Here is a 20,881-nt window from a genome sequence, read left to right on the forward strand (position 1 = left end):
TGGTGGCTATGCATAAAGCAGGAAACGCTCGATCGCCACCATCATGGCGGCCGCCGCACTCGGTCTTTCGGCAAACGCCAAAGCTGCCGTCGTAAAGCACGCGAACACGCGAACACGCCTCCTTAATGATTCTTCAAGGCGTCACCGTCACGCCGGGAACTGAGCTGTTAATCCTCAGCGGCCAGCTGGCGTCGCTGCACGATCCGGCCAAGCCAACGGCCCCGGCGTCGATGGCCACGCTGACTATGGCCGAAATCGTTGATAAGAAGACGCAGACGATCGGCACCGGCAAAGTTCAAGACGATTCTCGCTTCGCGCGGCCCCACAACGGCCGACCTCATCAAACCGACAGCGTGCGTGGCAGGCGCCCCGATGTGGCTGCGAGATGGAACCGATGATGTGTTTGCTGCTCGATCAAGGCAAACCATCTTGACACCAAAAAGCGCAAATTCTACACATGTGACGGTTATCCGTTGTCTAGGTCGGCAATAAGAGACATCCATGAGCGCAACACCGTGCTGCAAACGGTTTCGTTGGACGGCTCATAAGGTGGTGGATGGGAGATGACGCGTGAGGCTCGACGGTAAGATCGTGATCGTAACCGGTGCGTCCAGCGGAATTGGCTGGGCTACCGCTCAGCTCTGCGGTGCAGAGGGTGCGAAGGTCTATGCCTCGGACGTCGCCGACCCCCGTTCGCCATTTTCTGGTAGCGACATCCACTTCATCCGACATGATGTAGCTAGTGAAAACGCGTGGGCTGAGGTGACGTCTCACGTTATCCGCGACGCTGGTCGCATCGACGTTTTGGTTAACAACGCTGGTGTCGGCGGTATCATGGCCGATGTCGTGGACGAAGATCTGGCTACTTGGAACCAGGTCATCGCCGTCAATCTGACCGGCACCTTCCTCGGAATGCGCGCGGTGCTTCCACACATGAGGTCCCGGAAGGCCGGTTCAATTATCAACATTTCCTCGATCTGGGGCAACGCCGCTGTCGCGTTCGGGGCGGCCTATCACGCCACCAAGGGCGGGATTCGACAACTGACTAAGCACGCGGCCGTTGCCTACGGTGCGGACAACGTTCGCATCAATTCCGTTCATCCGGGAGTTGTAGCGACGCCCCCAGTGCTTGAGGTCCAGACCGGCGCCGCCACCGACGTCATACTCGCTGGGAGTGCGCTCGGACGAATGGCACAACCAGTTGAACTGGCGCAGGCGGTTCTCTTTCTCGCAGGCGACGAATCCAGCTTCGTGACCGGGTCGGAACTGGTGGTGGACGGCGGTTATCTCGCCAAGGGATCGTAGCGTTTAGAGAGATCATCCTGGCTCTGAGCCAATGACGCGTTTCCTTATGGGAGAGTAGTATGAAGATATACCTAAGAGCTTTCGGACTTTCGAGCCTTGCGTTCGCAATGTCCGGCCCTTCCCACGGGCAAGTTCTGGCGCAGCATGCATCGCCAAAGGTCGACGTGATCGATTCATATACCCTGCTAGATCTTTGCGCTTCAACGACGACTATAGCCGGCCAATAAAGGTCCGTTCTTTTGTGGTAGAGCGTCACAATTATGAACTATTGGACAAATGTCTATCAATCGTACGATACCGTCATCCGGTAAGCGGTTCTGCCCGTAGCCTATGGCGTCACAATAGTGTTCAGATTTGAAGGTAGGCGAGTATTATCTTGATCCCGAGCCTACCGGAGACACGATTATGGACTACGACGTCATTTCAGTCGGGGCCGGCCACCACGGGCTTGTTGTCGCCGCGTACATGGCAAAAGCTGGCAAGAAGGTTCTCGTTCTTGAACGGAACGCACATATTGGTGGCGGGTGCGTCACCAAGGAAGTGGCTCCCGGCTTCTTGTTCGACGAACACTCGACCGCGCATCAGGTCATACTTTCCAACCCGCTCATCAAGAACGACGAACTCGGCCTGAAGGCGAAATTCGGGCTGGACTACATCTACCCTGCGATACCGTTCGCGTCATTGTTCGACGACGGCTCTATCTTGCCGTCGTACTTCGACGTCGAAGAGACTGCCCGCGCCATTGGAGAGTTCTCTCCAACCGATGCCGACGCCTACCGCCGCTTTTCCGAGATGGCGGTACGCATCTTCCCGATGATGGAAGGGGGACTGTTTGCACCCGCTGTGCCACTGGGCGCGATGATCTCGATGATGGGCCAGAGCGCGGAAGGCGGCGAACTCCTTCTCATGTCCTTTAAAAGCGGGCTCGATATCGTCAGCGAATGGTTTCAGCACGAAAAGGTGCGGATGCACTTCGTGAAGTTGATGACGGAAAACCTGCAGACGCCGGATGAGAAGGGAACAGGTCTGGGGGCGCTGGCGATGGTAGGCGCGGCGCACGTAACGGGGTTGGCGCTGCCGCGAGGGGGATCGGCGAAACTGGTCGACGCGCTCGCCCGATGCATCATTCACTACGGCGGGACCATCCTGACCAGTGCCGACGTCGACGCTTTTGTCCGCGATACTAGTGGGCGGGTTACGGGCGTCGGTACGGTTGACGGGCGCCGGTTCAACGCGCGAGGCGGCGTGGTCGGCGCCATCCATCCGCACCATCTCCGCCGCTACTTCCCCGACGTTGATCCGGGGGTTCTTGATCGGGCGGAACGCGTTGAGATGGCGACGTATTCGTCGCTGGCGATGCACTTTGCTCTTCACGAGCCCATTCGGTTCCGCGACGAGAGCGGGCTCGCGTCCAAGGCGCTTCTTACCGAACTGCTACCCTCAAATCTGGAGACGTTACGTCGTGCGTTCGACGAGTACCGGTACAGCCGACTTCCAGACCCCATACCGCACTTCGGCGTTACGCAGCATGCCAGGCACGACTCGAGCCGGGCGCCGGCCGACAAGTCTATCTTCAGCGTGCTGACTTTCGCTCCTTACGACATCGAAGGGCACGGCGGTGACCACTGGGATGATTTGCGGGAGATGTGGACGAACCGGGTGCTGCGCGACATCAAACCGTGGGTAACCAATCTCGACGCTCAAAACATCATCGCCAGCAATCATTACTCGCCTCGCGATCTGGAACGGTCCTCCTCCAGCTTCGTACGCGGAGACATTCACGGCGCGGCACCGTTCTTCCACCAGATGAACGGCAACCGGCCTACGCCGGATCTTGCTCACTATAGGATACCTGGGGTGGAAGGTTTCTATCTTGTAGGTCCTTTCATGCATCCCGGTGCGGGCTTGACCGGCGCCAGCCGGGCCACGGCTATGATCATGATGGACGACATGCGGATGGACTTCGGAAAGGTCGTGGCGAAGTGAAACTTTACAATCCCGATGGAACGGAATTGATGACGGTCACATCGCTTGAGCGGCAGGGTAACAAGCTCGTCATCCGCGGCAACATATTCGGGACGATGCCGATTTCCGCGCAATTAAGGCCAAAGGAGGCCAAAGCGGGATTGAGGCTGTTGAGCGTTCCGAAGGTGCTCTTCCTTATAAGTCTGTTGTTCCGCAAGTAATGGGAGCGAACGCCACGTGAGCCGGAAAGACAAAAGCCAAATCAGCTTTCAGGCCATACAAAAAACTGATCGCGACCTACGCGCATGGTTTTGACGGTCGCGACCTCGCCCTGTTTCTCAGCATCTGGTGGGAAGACGGAGAGATCGTGCTCCCGCAGCCGGTGGGAACGGTGCGGGGACATGCGGCCATCCGAGCGCTGGTCGTGAACGAGCTGTGGCCGACGTGGCGTTGGTCGATGCACGTCATGAGCAACAGCGTGACCCGACTCGAGGAGACAACACCCGATCATGCGTCGGTGCTCAGTAACGTTTGCTGCATAGGTCATGACTCCCACGGCCGCGGGCAAATCATGGCCGGAACTTATCGAGATCTGTTTGTTCAACGAGGCGGCACATGGAAGCTCGCGCAGCGCACAGTCGACATGCGTTGGGAAGGGCCAGTTTCCGCCTTCGCCGGAACGTAGAGCTTGCTCATCGGCAGCCGGATGTTCCTCTATGAGTGGCAGAATTACCGTAGATTGCCGAGATAGATCTGCGCTGAATCGATGTGGAATGACGATACCTGCCGACAACCAGCCCCTTTTCGGCCTATGCAGCTGCTGATATCAATGCCCGGAGCAAGATCGATAGAAAACTTGGCGCAAGGGCTGCGACTTAAAGGAGATCTACTCATGTCGCGCCGTATTGTGGACTTATCGGTCTATCTGGAGAATGACGTCATATCCGATCCGCCCGCATATCGACCCAAGATCAGCTATATTGATCATAAGACCTCCATGCCTGAATTGTTGGGCTTCTTTCCAGGACTACAGAGCACGGACATACCCGATGAAGAGGCATGGGCGATCGAGCGCATAGAGTTGATTACTCACAACGGTACCCACCTAGATGCACCGTATCATTTCGCCTCGACGATGAATAAGGGCGAACGCGCAATAACGATCGACGAAGTGCCACTCGACTGGTGCTATCAACCCGGCGTGAAACTCGACTTTACCCAATTCCCCGATGGGTATGTCGTCACGGCTGCCGATGTCGCGAGCGAACTCGAACGCATCGGACACGAGCTATCGGCTCTCGAGATCGTCGTCGTGAACACCGCCGCCGGCAAGCGCTTCGGCCGGGAGGACTATCTCAACGCAGGCTGTGGCATGGGCTACGATGCGACGATGTACCTGCTGGAACGCGGCGTGCGGTTGACTGGCACCGACGGCTGGAGTTGGGACGCTCCATTCGTTCATACCAAGGCACAATTCGATGCGACCGGAAATGCCGGGCTGATTTGGGAAGGCCACAAGGCTGGGCGCGCCATAGGCTACTGCCACTTGGAAAAGCTCCACAATCTCGAGGTTCTGCCGCCAACCGGATTCACTATCGCTTGTTTCCCGGTGAAGATCCGCGCGGCCTCGGCGGGGTGGACGAGAGCCGTAGCGATCTTTGACAACACGGGCAGCGACGATGGATAGTTCACCGCGTTTCCGATCGCATCGGTCTATCATCAGGCCCGATGAGGTCGGATGACAACACGATGTCGTCCCTTCACGTCGTCATCCTCGTCAGCACTTTCGGCCGGCAAGAGAACAACATGCGGGAACGGCTTCGCGCCTGGTTCATCCGGTCTGCAGGTCAGCGTCAGCTGATCTGCGCGGCAATCGCGAGAGGCGCAGGCTTTCGCCAGTTTCAAGGCATGCTCGAACAACTTAAGCTGTAGGTTTATCGCTTGCGCAAGCAAGAGGCGGCGGTCGAGCGCATTCGTAGGTTGGGCTAGGGCTTATCCATGGGGTTCCACTTCCACGATAGGCAGGTCCCAGTGGTTCAGCGTGAGATCCCAACGACGCATCTCGCCAGCTTTGCGCGCCGCAACATCGGGAAATAGCGTCTTCAGAAGCTGTTCCTCTCGCGGGATCAACGCGCCCACAGTGGCGAAATCCTTGAAGATCACGATGATGCGGTAATCCCAACGGGCAGCTTCATCCGTATGAAGGTTGGCCCTGTAGATCGAGTAGCTTACGACATCGCCGGTTTTCTTTAGAGCGTCCAACTCGGGAACCTGATACCGCTGGAAGATCTGCCACCATTCGTCTTGATGTCCGAGTTTGACCCGGTACACCCATTCCTCGGTGTAGGTCTTTGTCGGCGAAAGAGATTGCGCCGAACCTGGTGCTGCAAGGAACGCAACCGTAGTCAGAAGCATGAGACTAAACTTTTTCACTTCGGGTTCCTCCGTTCCGATCACGGCTGGAAAATGGATCTGGCCGTGACGACCTGCTCTCTAAACCGTTCCTTCGACAAGGCAGATCACGCTGGCTAGTCCGTCTCGGAAGTAGTCCTATTTACTCCGTTGTAAAGTCATGCTTTCGAAGAAGGTCCGAACTCTATCTCGACTCCACGAGACTGCTGATGGTTGCTCGTGTATTAGCGCCAAACCCGGATGTGGACGCTCGTGCTGAGGACGGCATGCCGGTCGATAAGGATCATGGCGGCCTTTCTGCGAAAACCAGGAGCGCCCAAAGCCGTTTTGCATTTGAGTGACCAGCGATATCAGATCGGCGGACACGGTTCTAATCGAATGACCGTGCCGAGCGAAGCGAACGCCGACGGCCCACTTCTCCTTAAAAAAGCAGCCTCAACGTCATTCGATAAATTAGCCGTTCAAAGCAGCAGAATCCCGTCATGCCTTGTGACCGAGCGGCGCTTGCTCCAGTTCTATCATCGGTGCGGCGGCTCGACCCCGATCGCGGCCACGTAAATTCCCCCTTTTGGCGGACTTTCGGCATGTCACGCCCGCAAACTTGACTAAGCGAGAGTGACGCTTATTCGTCGCTAAAGTCAAAAAAAGAGGAGAACGGGTATGAGCCATCATAATCGCGTCGCAGTCGTGACCGGGGCGGGACGAGGGATCGGGCAGGCGATCTCTACGACGCTGGCTGAGCGAGGCGCGTCGGTTGTCCTCGTCGACATGGCGGACCCATCTGAGACGGCCTCGAAGATCTCTGGGGAGACGCTGTCCATCACCGCCGACGTCTCGCACGAGGACGAGTGGGCGCGAATTGCGGCCGAAACCGTGGAAAGATTCGGGCAAGCCGACATCGTGATCAACAACGCCGGAATCTTTGAGTTGAACCCCATCGAAGAGCTCGACCTTCTGGTGTGGCGAAAGGTGATGTCCGTGAACCTGGACGCGCACTTTTTCAGCGCTAAGCACTTCGTTCCCCTCATGCGCAAGCGGCAGTGGGGACGCTTCGTCAGCATCTCGTCCAATTCGATCGGCTTGGCGCAGCAGGGCATGAGCGCGTATATGGCCAGCAAAATGGGCGTGCTGGGCTTCGTGCGCGGTCTGGCTAACGACGTCGGCGGCGATGGCATCACGGTGAACGCGCTTCTCCCCTCATTGACTAGGACGCCCGGCACGGCACATGCCATCGACATGGCGGCACCGCCGGTCGTCGCCGCTCAGGCGATCAAGCGAATTGCCGAGCCGCAGGACATCGTCGGCGCCGTCGCTTTTCTCACAAGCGACGATGCAGCGTTCATGACCGGCCAGTCGGTCGTGGTAGATGGAGGACTCTACAGGAGTTCCTGACAACGTCCCGTCTTCCAGCGGCTGACGATGAACAGGTTACGCAACGAAGACGCCGATCACCCAGCTTCTGAAGAAAGAGCGTCCGGTCATACAGGGCGGTGGCATGCATATGGTCGACAGGGCGGAGCCCGCCGCAACTATCTGCAATGCCGACGGGCTGGGAATTATCAGCTCCCTGCTGCAACGCACGCCCCAAGATCTCTAAGAGGAGTTCCAAACTACCTGTCGATGACCAACAGACAGGTCCGCGTGAGCCTTACATTCCTCCCAAACTTTATCGCACCGGACTGCGGCGGCTAGACGGTTTGCTTCTGATGAAGGGGGCATTGGGAGCGTCGAACGTGTTCGACGCCGTGGCAACCTAAGGAGCCAGCGTCCACCGAGATCGTGTAATAGGAAAGCCTAATCCGGGCTGAGTGGTCCTGCAACGTGGCGGCATGCCCGATGGAATAGGTGTCTTCCCGCACGGATCTTCTCGCCCCCGTCGCTGCGGATGCGGAGCGGATCGTAGGCGATTGATCCGGCGCAACGATCGGCCGGTGAGGTCGCAGCAGCGCATTATGGCGGCGCGGTTCAAGACGTTCGCGTCTGAGCAACCAGGGGTTTCGGATCGCGTGGCTTTTCGCGCATTGGCGAAACTGCGATCTATGTCGGACCACCTGACCAGCGTTTCGCGCATGGCCAAACCAGGGATTAGTCTCATGTCCACGTTGCTTGTCGTCGAAGCCAGCCCTCGCGGCTCGTACTCCGTTTCACGCCAACTCGCCGAGCGTTTCGCCGACGACTGGCGCGGCAAGCACAGCGGTGACGTGAAGATCCGAGACCTGGCCACTTCCGACGTGCCCTACATCAGTCTCCCTTGGATCGGTGGCGCATTTACGCCGGCGGAACAGCAGTCGCCCGAGATGGAGCAGGCGATCAAGATCTCCGACTATTATATCGCGGAGCTGCTCGCCGCCGACGAGATCGTCATCGGCACGCCGATGTACAACTTCTCCATACCCGCCCTACTAAAGGCGTGGATTGATCATGTCGTCCGCGCAGGCGTGACGTTCTCGATGAGCTACGAGGGGCTCGTCAAGAACAAGAAGGCGACTGTAATCATCGCATCCGGCGGCAACTTTGCGCCTGGCACTCCGTATGCGAGCCTGAACGTCGCCAGCGACTACCTCAAGCAGATCCTTGGGTTTATCGGCATCACCGACGTGACCGTCATATTGGCGGGCGGGACGCTGGCGATCGACCAAGGCCAGACTTCGCTCGACGACTTCGTCAATCAGCAGATCGCTGTAGAGCAAGCCGAGGCCGCCTGAACTATCCACGCATGGAGCGGTCGCGACATCGTCGGCCACGCGCGTCAGACGCCATCACCACTTTTGAGCGCGTGGTCGGGATTCCAAGATGGCTCTGGTCCAAACCGCGCCACCAGCGCGTCGATAAACGCGCGTGTCTTGGCGACGGGAGGTCCTGGCGGTCGGACGGCATATAGCCCCGCCTCCGCAACGGGATACGCGGTTAGAAGCGGTATGAGCGCACCGTCTTCAATGGCGCTTCCCAGCATGTAGGTCGGCAGCCCGGCGATGCCGTGCCCTGCGAGCGCAGCCACCCGCATCGCTTCTGGGCTGTCGGAGCGAAAGCGCCCGGTGATTCGGACGGACGTGAAGCGCGCCCCATCGCGGAACCGCCAGATGTCGCCGTTCGGCACGGTATAGACGATGCAGTCGTGGTCGACGAGGTCCCGCGGACGCGCGGGAACGCCACGGCGGGCAAGGTATTCTGGACTGGCGAGCACCGCGAGCCTAAGCGGCGCGATCCGCCGCGCGACCAACGTGGAGTCCGGCAGTGCGCCCATCCGAACCGCTACGTCGAACCCCTCGGCGAGAATGTCGACCCGTCGGTCCCCGAGCGAAAGGTCAAGCCTCAGTTTGGGATTCGCACGCATGAACTCGGTGAGCAGCGGTGCCAGGTGGTTGGTGCCGAACGCGATCGGAGCGGTTATGCGAAGCAGTCCGGTAAGCTCCTGCCGGGACCGCGCAGCGTCGAGCAGCGCTCCGTCGAGCTCTTCGAACGCCGGACCCGCCCGCTGGCGCAAGGCGTGGCCCGCCTCCGTCAGGATGACACCTCGGGCGCTTCGGGTGAGAAGGCGGCTGCCGACCTCCTCCTCAAGTCGGGCAATCCGCCGACTGACCACCGACTTGGATGTCGAGAGACGGTGGGCCGCCTGGCTAAGGCTCCCTGCTTCCGCGACAGCGAGGAAGAATTTCACGTCGTCATAATCAGTCGCCATGCTCGTTCCAGATCCTCGACCAAATGGCCTTGTCAACGTGTCCGCCATGCAGATGGGCCGGCCGCACCGCTAGGTAGAAGTTCTCTTGGTCGACACCGCAACTGCTCGCCCGTGGTTTCGAGTACCGAAGACCCGTCGTCTTTGACGATCGAACGAAGCCGAAGGATGAGCATGCCAGAGCTGAGCATCTTCAGGAAGGGTAGCTTCAGCTGGTTGCATCTGCGCAATGATCGTCATGCTGCTGACGATGTCATCGTGAGTGGGGAGCCGGCCAATCTAACGCTCGATATCGGTGGCCGCCATTAACACGGATTCACGCCGTTTTAGAGCTTCACGATGCGTTTAGCTTGAAAATTCCGCGCGCGCCTCGTTCGATATCCGCAGGGCAATCCGCTGGGTGGCGCGGATGGACTTTAGAGCCTTACCCTGCGCCACCAGAAGTCATCCTGCTTTTCAGCGCTCAATAAAACCCGTCACGACAGTCGCTTGAATATAAAACATCGTCTACCCGATCCGACGTAGCGCATCACCTTCCGACATGCGAGTCGGCAAAGCACCGCCGTGCGATCTATCGAGCCAAGGTCAACTGCCCCTGCGTAAAGTGTGCGAAATTGGTATTCGAGGGGGCAATACGGTCGGCAGGAAGGACGTGGCAGCTGCACCCCAAGAAAGTGGATTTCCTAAGGGTCGGTCACACAAGTTTGTTGTTTGACACGAACGACGGTTTAATTTAGCCGTATCCGGATAACCGCGTGAAGCCCGCAGAAGGCGCCCGCGTCATGGGAGATGGATCTTGATGGGCTTCCTTGCCAATTATCATGAAGTCGGACCTCGCCTCCTCTGGACAGGTTCTCGGCAAATGCATCCTGCGGATACGGGATCGCGGTCGCGCGACCACAGCCGCATTGAGACATGGTCGGCAACAGACTTGACGGTGAGATCAAGTCGAGGAGTGCAGGGCTGCCGCGACGACGCCGAAATGCGCAAAAGGCCCGCAGTCAAACAAAGAAAAGGGGGAACGCCTGTGAAAGATACGAACTGCCTTTTGACGGTCGCGATTTGCCTTATGGGCTATGCGAGTTCGTCCCACGCCCAAGCGGTATCCGGTTCCGCATCGGGCGACACTGCACCGTCGGTTAACTCGGCCCAAACGCAGGCGCAGACCGAGACGGGGGATATCGTGGTCACCGCGCAGAAGCGTAGCGAGCGCCTCAACGACGTTCCCGTCTCGATCACCGCCGTCACTTCCGCGCAGCTGGCGAAGCAGGACATCCGAGGTCCGGCCGATCTCGAGAAGATCGCTCCCGGCTTCACTTACAGCGCCAGCCAATACGGTACGCCGGTCTTCGCGATCCGCGGAATCGGTACCTACGACGAGGCGGCGTCGGCTCAGTCGACCGTGACGGTATATACGGACCAGATCCCGATTGTCTTCGCCCGATTGACCGAGGGGGCGTCGCTCGACGTGGAGCGGGTAGAGGTTTTGAAGGGACCCCAGGGGACGCTCTTCGGCCAAAATGCCACTGCCGGTGCGATCAACTACGTCTTGGCGAAGCCGACGAGCGAGCTCAAAGCCGGCGTGGACGCCACCTACGGTCGTTTCAACCAAGCGGACTTCGGCGGCTTTATCTCCGGTCCGCTCACCAATAGCCTCCGGGCTCGTCTGTCGTTCCGCCACGAGTATCGTGACGACTATCAGGAGAGCAGCACCCGTTCGGACACCTCGGGTCGTCGCGACTTCACCACCGGCCGGCTGCTCTTGGACTGGAGTCCTACCAGTAGGCTGCAGCTTGAGCTCAACGTGAACGGGTGGCGCGACCGGTCCGACACGCAGCAGAGCCAAGCGCGAGGGTATCTACCCGTGAACAGCGCGCCGCCGCTCACACCGGCGACCATCGCCACCGCCACCGCTTTGTTGGCCTACCCTTATCTAACCGTGAACAGCAACAGGCTGGCGGACTGGGATCCCGGTGTCAGCTATCGTCGCGACGATTGGTTCTATCAAGTCGCCGGACGACTCGATTACGAGCTTGCGGACCACCTCCACCTGGTCGCGCTGTCATCGTATCTTCAGTCCAAACTTCGGCTGCCGATCGACGCGGACGGTACCAACGTTCGGGCTCTGTTCGTGCTCCAGACCGCCCAGCTGCACTCCTTCAGCCAGGAAATCAGGATCGAGGGTGACACCGGGCGTCTTCGATACGTCGTCGGCGGCAACTACGGTCACGATTACTCCAACGAGGTTCAGTACACGGAGATCCATGGGTCCAACGCGCAGATCCCAGTGTCGGCGACGCTCGTGCTTCCGTTCGATGGCGACAACGAGCTGAACAAGCAGGTCGTGCGAACGCTGGCGGTCTTCGGCAACCTGGATTTCCGGGTCACCGACCAGCTTACGGTGCAGGGCGGCGTTCGCTACAACGACGAGCGCAGGAATTTCGAGGGCTGCCTTTCCGATCGCGCCGATCTTCCCCTAGGCCTTCGGCCGATCTTCCCCGGCATCACACCGGGTCAGTGCATCACCACCCTGCCCGATGGTACGCTCGGATTGTTCCGCGACACGTTGAAAGAGAACAACGTGTCCTGGCGCGGCAGCCTAAACTTTAAGGCCGACGCGAACACCCTCCTCTACGTCGGCGCGACCAAAGGATACAAGGCTGGCTCCTACGGCACGATCCCGGCTCTCAGCTACCTGCAGTTCAAGCCGGTCAGTCAGGAATCTGTCCTTCAGTACGAAGGCGGCGTGAAGACGCAGTTGCTTGATCGGGCGGTCGATGTCCAAGCCGCCGTCTTCTACAACGATTACCGCGATAAGCAGACACAGGGTCAGATCCTCGTCCCGCCGTTCGGAAATCTGCCGTATCTCATCAACGTCCCCAAGTCGCGCGTATACGGGGCCGAGCTCAATCTGACGCTTAAGCCGATCCGGGGTCTCAGGATCTCCGGCGGCGTCACGTACGTAAACTCCAAGATCCTCGGTTCCGTGCAGGTGGCGAACCCGTTCAACACCGATACGGTGAACGCCGGCGGCGAGACTTTGCCCCTATCGCCCAAGTTCCAGGGCGTGGTGGATGCCGAGTACGATTTCCCGGTCAGCGCGGCCGTGAATGCCTATCTCGGCGGTAGCACCACTTCGCGCAGCGCCGCCTACTCGACGATCGGCTCTCGGAAGGGACCGGCCGGGACGGGCGACGAATTCAAAGTCGACGGATACACGCTGCTCGACCTTCGTGCCGGTCTGGAGTTCGGCGAACGCTACCGGGTTCAGGTCTTCGGCAAGAATGTGACGGGGAAGGCCTACTGGAACAACGTCACCCACATCTACGACACCTACTCGCGCATCACCGGATTTCCGGCGACCTACGGGGTATCGCTCTCGGCGCGGTTATGAATCGCAACAGGCCGTGGGAACAAGCCACGTCGGAAGGGATGATGAGATGAGCGGAAGACTCGACGGCAAGGTTTGCGTCGTTACCGGCACGGGTGGCGGCATCGGCAGGGCGATCGCGCAGCTGTTCGCCCGCGAGGGTGCCGAGGTGGTGGGTTGCGACATCGACGAGCTGGCTGGAGCGGAGACTGTCCGGATGGTGGAGGAGCAGGGAGGGGTGATGGTGTCGCTTCAACCCTGCGACCTCACGCAAGCCGACCGATGCGCCGATCTAGTGAAGATCGCACTGGACCGGTTCGGCCGCATAGACGTCCTCTGCAATAGCGCGGCCAAAGCGTACTTCAATTGGATCGAAGATATCTCGCACGCCGAATGGACGCGCAACCTGGATGAGGAGCTGACGCTCGTATTTCTGCTGACGCAGGCGGCATGGCCTTCGCTTAGGCAGTCGAAAGGGGTCGTCGTGAACCTCGCCTCGGTCACGGCGTGGGCGACCTTCCCGGCGATGGCCGCACTGGCGCACAGCACCGCCAAGGCGGGCGTCGTTGCCATGACAAGACATCTGGCGATGGAAGGGGCTGCGGACGGGATCCGCGCCAACTCCGTGTCGCCCGGCATAATCGAGACCAGCCAGACGAAGGCGCAACTTGCTGACCAGGACTGGACGGGCAGGATGCTCGAACGCTGTCTGCTCAAGCGCGTCGGCCAACCTGGCGAGATCGCGAACGTGGCGCTGTTCCTAGCCTCGGACGAAAGCTCGTACGTGAACGGCACGGACATACACGCCGACGGTGGATCGCTCGCCTGACGGCGCAGCTGAAAAGACGAGAGGAGTGAGAACATGGGCAGACTCGACGGCAGGATCGCGATCATCACCGGTGCGGGCAGCGGCCAAGGCGCGGCGGAGGCACGCCTGTTCGCGCGCGAGGGAGCCCGCGTCGTCGTCACCGATCTCGACGAGACCGCCGCCGGAAAGGTCGCGGGCGAGATCGGGGACAGTGCGCTCGCGCTCCACCATGACGTCTCCGACGAAGCGTCCTGGGCTGCGGTCGTCGCCGAAACGTTGCGGCGGTTCGGCCGCATCGACATTCTGGTCAATAGCGCCGGCATCTACGCTCAGGGCCGATTCCAGGATACCGACGCCGCGATGCTGGACCGCTTCTACCGCATCAACGTGCTTGGCACGTTCTTGGGCATGCGGTCGGTGGGCGATGCGATGATCCGGCAGGGCGGCGGCGCGATCGTCAACGTGTCTTCGGGCGCGGCGCTCATCACGTTCAAGAACACCTTCGCCTACTCCGCTTCCAAGTGGATGGTGCGAGGCATGGGCAAGTTAGCCGCGGTCGATCTCGCGGGCGACGGCATCCGGGTCAACACTATCTTTCCCGGCGCGATCGACACGCCGATGCTAGCGGTCAATCCTCCCGAGTATCTGGAAACGCTCAGGTCGATGATTCCGGCCGGAAGGCTCGGAACGGCGGAGGACGTAGCGGAGGTGGCCTTGTTCCTGGCATCGGATGCGGCATCGTACCTCTACGGCGCGGAGATCTCGGTGTGCGGCGGTGCCGCCGCTTGACCCTGTAGCCCTAACAATCATCCGGATCGAGGATCATCCACATGTCAGACAGCACTCCGATTGAGCACGCATCGAGCGACGACAGGAGAATCGTCGAGCTCGCAAAGGAATATTTCCGGCGGGTGGACGCGGGGGCGGAAGACCTGCTCGATCTCTTCACCGACGGTGTCCAGTTTTACTTTCCGAAATTCGGGATCGGACGCGGAAAGATGGCCTTCGTCGAGTTCGCTGAGGGCTTGCAGAAGCTGCTGAGCGAAGCGCATCACGACTTCTCCAACTACCTGTTCCTGCCGTATGGCCACTTCCTCGCCGTAGAGGGAACGACCGAGGGGCGCACGCCGAGCGGAAAGACGTGGTTCGGCGGACGGACGCCCGGCGGACGATTTTGCAATATATTCGAGTTTCAGGGGGACCTCATCAGCCGGGTCCATATCTATCTCGATCCCGACTACGGGAGCGACGACCGCGCCCGGTTCGCTTGGGGGACGGAAGGACGCGAATGGTGACGACAGCGGCCTGACCGCCTGCTGACTTCGAGGCCGCGGAAACCAAGCCTGATGCCCTATAATTGCTAACCGAATAAAATATTTAATTTCTCTGTTGCGCTGCAGCAAACAAAGTGTAATTATCGTGAGTGTCCGGTATTTTCGGAGTCGCACAACAGACAGTAACGATAAACTCGTTAGCAAACCCAATATCGCGCAGTTTTATTGCGTCTGAAACTGGGGATAGCTAACGATCGTATTAGGTTTCGGGGAGGAGTTCACTCACAACGAGGGGCTCCAGGATGAATTTCAATAAGACATCTTACACTGTATTGGCAATGGCTTTTGTCATGCCATCATTAGCTCCTGCCGCCGTCGTCGAGCCCGCAGGAACGCCCGCCGTCGACAGTAATGCAGCTGGCCCGGATGAGTCCGATATCATCGTTACTGGGACTCGCGCGAGCGGCATCACCGCCGCTGAGAGTGCCGCGCCGATCAAGGTGCTCGACGCCGAGACGCTCCAGCACGTCGGCCAGCCCAACCTCAATTCTGTCCTGCAGCAGCTCATTCCGTCGTTCACCGCCGAATCGTTCGGTGGCGACACGGCGAACCTGACGCTGTCGGCGCGGCTGCGCGGCCTCAGCCCGAACCACGCCCTCGTCCTCGTCAACGGCAAGCGCCGCCACGGCACGTCGAACCTCCACGTCCTCAGCGGCCCGTTCCAGGGCGGTGCCGCCCCCGACCTGGACTTCATCTCGCCCGAATCGATCAAGCGGATCGAAGTCCTCGAGGACGGCGCCGCCGCGCAATACGGCTCCGACGCGATCGCGGGCGTCATCAACATCATTCTCAAGGACGATGACGAGGGGATTTCCGGCAACGCCACCGGCGGCCAGTATTACAAGACTGGCGGCGCGACCTATGCCGGGTCGCTCCACTTCGCGACCAAGCTCGGCGAGGACGGCTTCTTCAACGTGACGCTGTTCCACCGCTTCCACGACTTCAGCCAGGGCGGCGGGCTCGACACAAGGGTGACCGACGTCAACGGCGTGTTGCGGACCGACCTGTCGGCGGCGCAGCAGGCGCTGTACAAGAACATACCCGGCTTCCCGTACGTCAACAAGATCAACGGCGACGCCAAGCAGTATCTGACCAACGCCCAGTTCAACAGCGGCTACAAGTTCGGCAATATCGAAGCCTACAGCTTCGGCAGTTACAGCCGCCGCGTCGCCAGCGCCTACGAGAACCTCCGCGTTCCCGATCGCGTCATCGCCTCGCCGGTTCTCGGCGTCGGCGGCACGCTGACGACGCCCGGTGAACTGATCTTCAACCCGCTCGGCTTCAACCCGCGCGAAGGCACGCGCGAGGACGACTTCGGCATCACCGGCGGCGTCAAGGGCGAGCTCGGCGGCGGCTTCCACTTCGACCTGAGCACGACCTACGGCGATGACAAGAACAGCATTTCGACGATCGATTCGGCGAACCGCTCGCTGTTCGTCGACACGCACTTCACGCCGACCAACTTCTACGACGGCTTCTTCCGCGCGACCGAGTGGACGACCAACCTCGACCTGACGAAGGAATTCGACGTCGGCATGGCGACACCGCTGACGATCGCCGGCGGTGCCGAATACCGGCGCAACTCGTACCAGATCGGCTCGGGCGACCCGGGGTCGATCTACAAGGAAGGCGGCCAATCCTACCCGGGCTTCCGTCCGTCCGACGCCGGCATCCACGACCGCAAGAACTACGCGATCTACGGCGACCTGTCGGTCTCGCCGGTCGAGAAGCTCAAGCTCGACGGTGCGGTCCGGTACGAACATTACACCGACTTCGGCAGCACCGTGACGGGCAAGGGCACCGCGCGCTACGACTTCTCCGACGGCTTCGCGCTGCGCGGCACGGTGTCGAACGGCTTCCGCGCGCCGACCTTGGCAGAGGAATATTACTCGGCGACCAACGTCTCGCCGACCTCGGCGTTCGTCCAGTTGCCGGCGAACTCGGCGGCGGCGAAGCTGCTCGGCTTCGGCAACCTCAAGCCCGAGAAGTCGACCAACTTCAGCTTCGGTACTGTCATTCGTCCGGCACCGAAGCTGACCTTTACGATCGACGCCTACCAGATCCGCATCCGCGACCGCATTCTCGGCACCGGCACGGTCTATTCGTCGGGTGGCGGCACCGATGCGCTCGGTCGTTCGCTCAACTTCCCGGTTGTCCAGACCGCGATTGTCGCCAACGGCAATATCCTCGATCCGACGGTCACCCAGACCGGCGTCAACATCTTCACCAACGGCGCGACGACCCGCACCCGAGGCATCGACGTCGTTGCCAGCTACGCCAGCGATTTCGAGAGCTACGGTACTGTCAATTGGACCGTGTCGGGGAATTACAACGAAACCAAGCTGACGCGGGTCGGCGTTGCTCCCGTCCAGTTGACCCCGGTCAACGCCGCGGGCGCGCCGGTAGCGGGTGGTCCGATCGCGCTATTCGATAAGACGTCGCAGAGCCTGCTCGAAGACGGGTCGCCGAAGGTCAAGATCGTCGGGTCGGCGTTTTGGTCGCTCGATCGCTTTTCGGCGACGGTACGCGAGACGTTCTTCGGGACGACTTCGGCGCTCTACAGCCCGGACGGTGGCACCTATTTCCTCAACCGCGTCGGGCCTGCGTTCATTTCCGACGTCGAACTCAATGCGAGGTTGACGCGGTCGATCCAGCTCAGCGTCGGCGCGAACAACCTGTTCAACAGGAAGGCTCCGACGGTTACATTGCTCCCAAACGGCACGGGTCGGCCGGCTATCTCGAATGGGGGCAACGTTTTCGATGCGCCGCTCGGCATCACCCCGTACGGGACCAATGGCGGATATTATTACGCGCGGCTCAATTTCGCATTCTAAATCGATGGGCGGCATCGGCGTCGGCCGGTGTCGCACTCGACCTCTCAAGGAGAAGATGATGCGCCATTTGCTAACTGCCACCATTCTTGCCGGCCTTGCCACCGCCACGTCGGCGCAGGTCGTCAAATATTCGACCACCCCGCCGGGACGTATCCTTCAAGGTGCTTCGGTCGGATCGAAGTCGAACATGTTATTCCTGTCGGGGCAGCTCGCATCACCCATCGACGCGTCGAAGTCGATGAATCCGGCTTCTATGACGGTATCCGATTTTGGCGACACTAAGACCCAGACGATCAGTACGCTTAACAAGATCAAGGCCGCTCTCATGATGCATGGCTTCACGATGGCTGACATCGTGAAGATGACGGTTTTCGTCGCTGGCGATCCTGCGCACGGCGGAAAGATGGACTTTGCAGGAATGAACGAGGGTTTCGCGCAATTCTTCAGCACCGCCGACAACCCGACGACCGTCGCGCGGTCGGCTTTCCAGGTTGCCGCACTCGCTGGCCCAGCTTTTCTCGTCGAAATTGAGGTTATCGCCGCAAAGTAGCAAGCAAGAACCAAACAAACACAAACCAGGTTCGCGACCAAGTTTGCTCATGTCGCACCATCAGGAGAGTGGAATTTGAACGCCAACGGACCAACGACTCGGCGCGACGTGCTGCACGCGATCGGCGTGATGGGCGGGGCATCGGTCCTGTATCAGTCGATGACGACGATGGGGCACGCCGCCGAGACGCAGTTCAAGGGGCCGCCGAACCTGTCGGGCGCGCGACCGGGAGCTTCGGTGCTGGTACTCGGGGCGGGGCTCGCGGGGATGCTCGCGGCGTACGAACTGGGCAAGGCCGGGTACAAGGTTCAGATCCTCGAGTACAACATGCGGCCGGGCGGTCGGAACTGGTCGATCTATGGCGGCGATACCGTCACCGAGCTCGGTGGGGCGACGCAGCAGATCGGCTTCGCCAAGGGCAACTACCTCAACCCCGGGCCGTGGCGCATCCCATACCACCACCGGACGATCCTGCACTATTGCAAGGCGTTCGGCGTCGCGCTCGAACCGTTCATCCAGCTCAACCAGCAGGCGCTGGTCCACAGCAGCAAGGCGTTCGGCGGCAAGCCGCAGCGCTATCGCGAACTTGCCGCCGACTGGGACGGCAACGTCGCCGAGCTGCTCGGCAAGGCGATCGACAACAAGGGCCTCGATTCGGCGATGACGCCCGAGGACGGCGACAAGCTCAAGGTCGCGCTGCGCGAATGGGGCTTTCTCGACAAGAACATGAAGTACACCCGCGGCGACAAGGCGTCGAAGCGGCGCGGCTACGACCGCGCGGCGGGCGGCGGCGTCGACGGCGCGCCGATCCCGTCGACTCCGTTCGCGTTCAAGGACGTGGTCGACTCGAAGATCTGGGCCGTCATCGCCCAGCACATGGACGAAGACCGACAGATGACGATGTTCCAGCCGGTCGGCGGCATGGGCATGATCGGCAAGGCGTTCGGACGCCAGGTCGAGGGCAAAGTCCGCTACGGCGCGAAGGTGACCAAGATCGACCAGTCGGGTGGCGCGGTGACGGTGACCTATACCGACGTCGCCAGCGGTGCGGTCCAGACGGCGAAGGCCGATTACTGCGTCTGCACGATCCCGCTCGGCATCCTCAGCCAGATCGAGCTCGACGCGTCGACCGGCCTCAAGGCCGCGATCGCGGCGGTCCCATATTCGAACTCGGTCAAGATCGGGCTCGAGATGAAGAGCCGGTACTGGGAGGAGGACGACGAGGAAATCTACGGCGGCATCAGCTTCACCGACCGCCCGATCAGCATGATCTCCTACCCCAGCACGGGGCTGCACTCGGCCGGCCCGGCGGTCATCCTGGGCGCGTACACCTTCGGTCCGGCATCGTACAAGTTCGCCGGCATGACCCCCGACGCGCGCGTCGCCGAGGCGCTCGAACAGGGGTCGGTGTTCCATCCGGGCAAGTACAAGGAGAACTTCACCGCCGGCGCGAGCTGGGCCTGGAGCCGGTCGCCGTTCACGCTCGGCTGCTGCGCACAGTGGAACGAGGACACCCGCAAGGAACACTATCAGACGCTCGTCAAGGTCGACGACCGCATCGTCCTCGCGGGCGAGCACGCGTCGTACATCGGCTGCTGGATGGAAGGCGCGCTGCTGTCGTCGCTCGACGCGATCACGCGCCTCCACAAGCGCGCATTGGAGGCTTGAGATGAAGCTGATAGCTACTTTGTCGCTGGCTGGTTTCGCGGTTGCGACGAGCGCCGTCGCGCAGCCGCGCCCCGGTGATGCTGCCCCGGCGGTCGCGCTGACTGGGGCCCAGGTCTACGAAAACGTCTGCCAGGCCTGCCACATGCCGAACGCCAAGGGTGCGGTCGGCGCGGGCCGGATAGCCTCGCTCGCCGGCAACGCGAACCTCAAATATCCCGAATATCCGATCGGGGTCGTCACCGGCGGCAAGGGAGCGATGCCGTGGTTCCGCGGACAGCTGACCGATCAGCAGATCGCCGACGTCATCACCTACGTCCGCACGCACTTCGGCAACAACTACAAGGCGAAGGTCACCGTCGCGCAGGTTGCCGACGGCGGTGTGCCCGCCCCACACGAGTACGAGCGATAGTGTTTCAAAAATGCAAGTTTAAGGATTTGTTATCCAAAACGGTCGCGCCCGCCGCAAAGCTGCGGGCGAGCGCGCAACTCCAAGTGCCACTGGTATGCTCGAGCTGCGTACGTGCGCTGTCGTCGATGCGGATCGCATGAGCACCCACAACGCCGTGAACAAGAAACGCCGACAACACCGCCGCGGCGTCGCGCCGAGCCGGTGGCATGCCGACGTCAGGCTAGGCCGACACGCCGCACTCGTCCACGTCCTTAACCACGATCGGCAGGATGCAGCAGACAGCGAGTTCGCGGCGTTGTGCAGGTGGACGTCGCTGTCGATCTCGCGGGCTCATACTTGATCGTCCACTGCGCCGCCGCTGTCATCGACCGCGTCGATCAGCTCGTCGAGCGTCCGTCCGACCTGAGCCGCGAGGCGCCACGCACTGTCCGCGCTAGCATGATCGCCCAATCCCAAACATTATTGATCTTTACTGATTGCGTCCACACAGCAGGCTCAAGGGCGGTTACAGTAAAATAATAGTTAATCGTAATACGAGATCTGGTCTCAC

Annotated in this window: 17 protein-coding genes; 15 read left to right on the forward strand and 2 right to left on the reverse strand. The window is 60.6% G+C overall.

Annotated features, from left to right (window positions below; all coding sequences use genetic code 11):
- The first annotated feature begins 125 nt into the window (after positions 1–125).
- The 5 genes from KZX46_RS10695 (at position 126) to KZX46_RS10715 (ending at position 4,957) form a co-directional block, all read left to right on the forward strand.
- Entirely contained in the window at positions 126–398 is a 273-nt protein-coding gene (locus KZX46_RS10695) for a hypothetical protein (RefSeq protein ID WP_219776559.1), read from the forward strand.
- Between the two features lie 172 nt (positions 399–570).
- The gene (locus tag KZX46_RS10700; RefSeq protein ID WP_219776560.1) at positions 571–1,305 is read left to right on the forward strand and encodes an SDR family NAD(P)-dependent oxidoreductase; all 735 of its coding nucleotides are present in this window, start codon (positions 571–573) and stop codon (positions 1,303–1,305) included.
- 405 nt (positions 1,306–1,710) lie between these two features.
- A complete protein-coding gene (locus KZX46_RS10705; RefSeq protein ID WP_219776561.1) occupies positions 1,711–3,291 on the forward strand; it encodes an NAD(P)/FAD-dependent oxidoreductase in 1,581 nt (526 codons plus the stop codon).
- A 310-nt stretch (positions 3,292–3,601) separates the two neighbouring features.
- A complete protein-coding gene (locus KZX46_RS23495; protein ID WP_370647552.1) occupies positions 3,602–3,955 on the forward strand; it encodes a nuclear transport factor 2 family protein in 354 nt (117 codons plus the stop codon).
- Positions 3,956–4,162: 207 nt separating this feature from the next.
- On the forward strand, positions 4,163–4,957 hold the full coding sequence (locus KZX46_RS10715; protein ID WP_219776562.1) for a cyclase family protein: 795 nt from the start codon (positions 4,163–4,165) through the stop codon (positions 4,955–4,957).
- A 305-nt stretch (positions 4,958–5,262) separates the two neighbouring features.
- On the opposite strand, the gene KZX46_RS10720 is transcribed toward KZX46_RS10715, so the two are convergent.
- A complete protein-coding gene (locus KZX46_RS10720; protein ID WP_219776563.1) occupies positions 5,263–5,703 on the reverse strand; it encodes a hypothetical protein in 441 nt (146 codons plus the stop codon).
- A gap of 639 nt (positions 5,704–6,342) precedes the next feature.
- Here KZX46_RS10720 and KZX46_RS10725 point away from each other — a divergent pair.
- Both KZX46_RS10725 and KZX46_RS10730 read left to right on the forward strand, forming a co-directional pair.
- Positions 6,343–7,074 (forward strand): SDR family NAD(P)-dependent oxidoreductase, encoded by a 732-nt coding sequence (locus tag KZX46_RS10725; RefSeq protein ID WP_219776564.1) that lies wholly within the window; start codon positions 6,343–6,345, stop codon positions 7,072–7,074.
- Positions 7,075–7,634: 560 nt separating this feature from the next.
- Positions 7,635–8,387 carry an FMN-dependent NADH-azoreductase gene (locus KZX46_RS10730; RefSeq protein ID WP_226896217.1) on the forward strand — a complete coding sequence of 251 codons (753 nt, stop codon included), beginning with the start codon at positions 7,635–7,637 and terminating at the stop codon, positions 8,385–8,387.
- 44 nt (positions 8,388–8,431) lie between these two features.
- On the opposite strand, the gene KZX46_RS10735 is transcribed toward KZX46_RS10730, so the two are convergent.
- Positions 8,432–9,361, reverse strand: a complete 930-nt coding sequence (locus KZX46_RS10735) for a LysR family transcriptional regulator (protein WP_219776565.1) — start codon at positions 9,359–9,361, stop codon at positions 8,432–8,434.
- Between the two features lie 1,024 nt (positions 9,362–10,385).
- Between KZX46_RS10735 and KZX46_RS10740 the strand changes: the two genes are divergently transcribed.
- The 8 genes from KZX46_RS10740 to KZX46_RS10775 all read left to right on the forward strand — a co-directional run bounded on the left by KZX46_RS10740 (position 10,386) and on the right by KZX46_RS10775 (position 20,331).
- A complete protein-coding gene (locus KZX46_RS10740) occupies positions 10,386–12,752 on the forward strand; it encodes a TonB-dependent receptor (protein WP_219776566.1) in 2,367 nt (788 codons plus the stop codon).
- A gap of 46 nt (positions 12,753–12,798) precedes the next feature.
- Positions 12,799–13,557, forward strand: coding sequence for an SDR family NAD(P)-dependent oxidoreductase (locus KZX46_RS10745; RefSeq protein ID WP_219776567.1), 759 nt, complete (start codon positions 12,799–12,801; stop codon positions 13,555–13,557).
- A 33-nt stretch (positions 13,558–13,590) separates the two neighbouring features.
- Entirely contained in the window at positions 13,591–14,325 is a 735-nt protein-coding gene (locus KZX46_RS10750; protein ID WP_219776568.1) for an SDR family NAD(P)-dependent oxidoreductase, read from the forward strand.
- A 41-nt stretch (positions 14,326–14,366) separates the two neighbouring features.
- Complete coding sequence (locus tag KZX46_RS10755) at positions 14,367–14,831, forward strand: nuclear transport factor 2 family protein (protein WP_219776569.1); 465 nt, start codon at positions 14,367–14,369, stop codon at positions 14,829–14,831.
- Between the two features lie 329 nt (positions 14,832–15,160).
- Positions 15,161–17,704, forward strand: coding sequence for a TonB-dependent siderophore receptor (locus KZX46_RS10760; RefSeq protein ID WP_226896218.1), 2,544 nt, complete (start codon positions 15,161–15,163; stop codon positions 17,702–17,704).
- Positions 17,631–18,254 carry a Rid family hydrolase gene (locus KZX46_RS10765; protein WP_226896219.1) on the forward strand — a complete coding sequence of 208 codons (624 nt, stop codon included), beginning with the start codon at positions 17,631–17,633 and terminating at the stop codon, positions 18,252–18,254. The genes KZX46_RS10760 and KZX46_RS10765 overlap by 74 nt, the downstream gene beginning before the upstream one ends.
- A 75-nt stretch (positions 18,255–18,329) precedes the next feature.
- Entirely contained in the window at positions 18,330–19,922 is a 1,593-nt protein-coding gene (locus tag KZX46_RS10770) for a flavin monoamine oxidase family protein (protein WP_226896220.1), read from the forward strand.
- A 1-nt stretch (position 19,923) separates the two neighbouring features.
- Positions 19,924–20,331, forward strand: a complete 408-nt coding sequence (locus KZX46_RS10775) for a c-type cytochrome (RefSeq protein WP_219776571.1) — start codon at positions 19,924–19,926, stop codon at positions 20,329–20,331.
- The last annotated feature ends 550 nt before the right edge of the window (positions 20,332–20,881 follow it).

The organism is Polymorphobacter sp. PAMC 29334, assembly GCF_019431245.1.
GTDB classification, from domain to species: domain Bacteria; phylum Pseudomonadota; class Alphaproteobacteria; order Sphingomonadales; family Sphingomonadaceae; genus Polymorphobacter_B; species Polymorphobacter_B megasporae.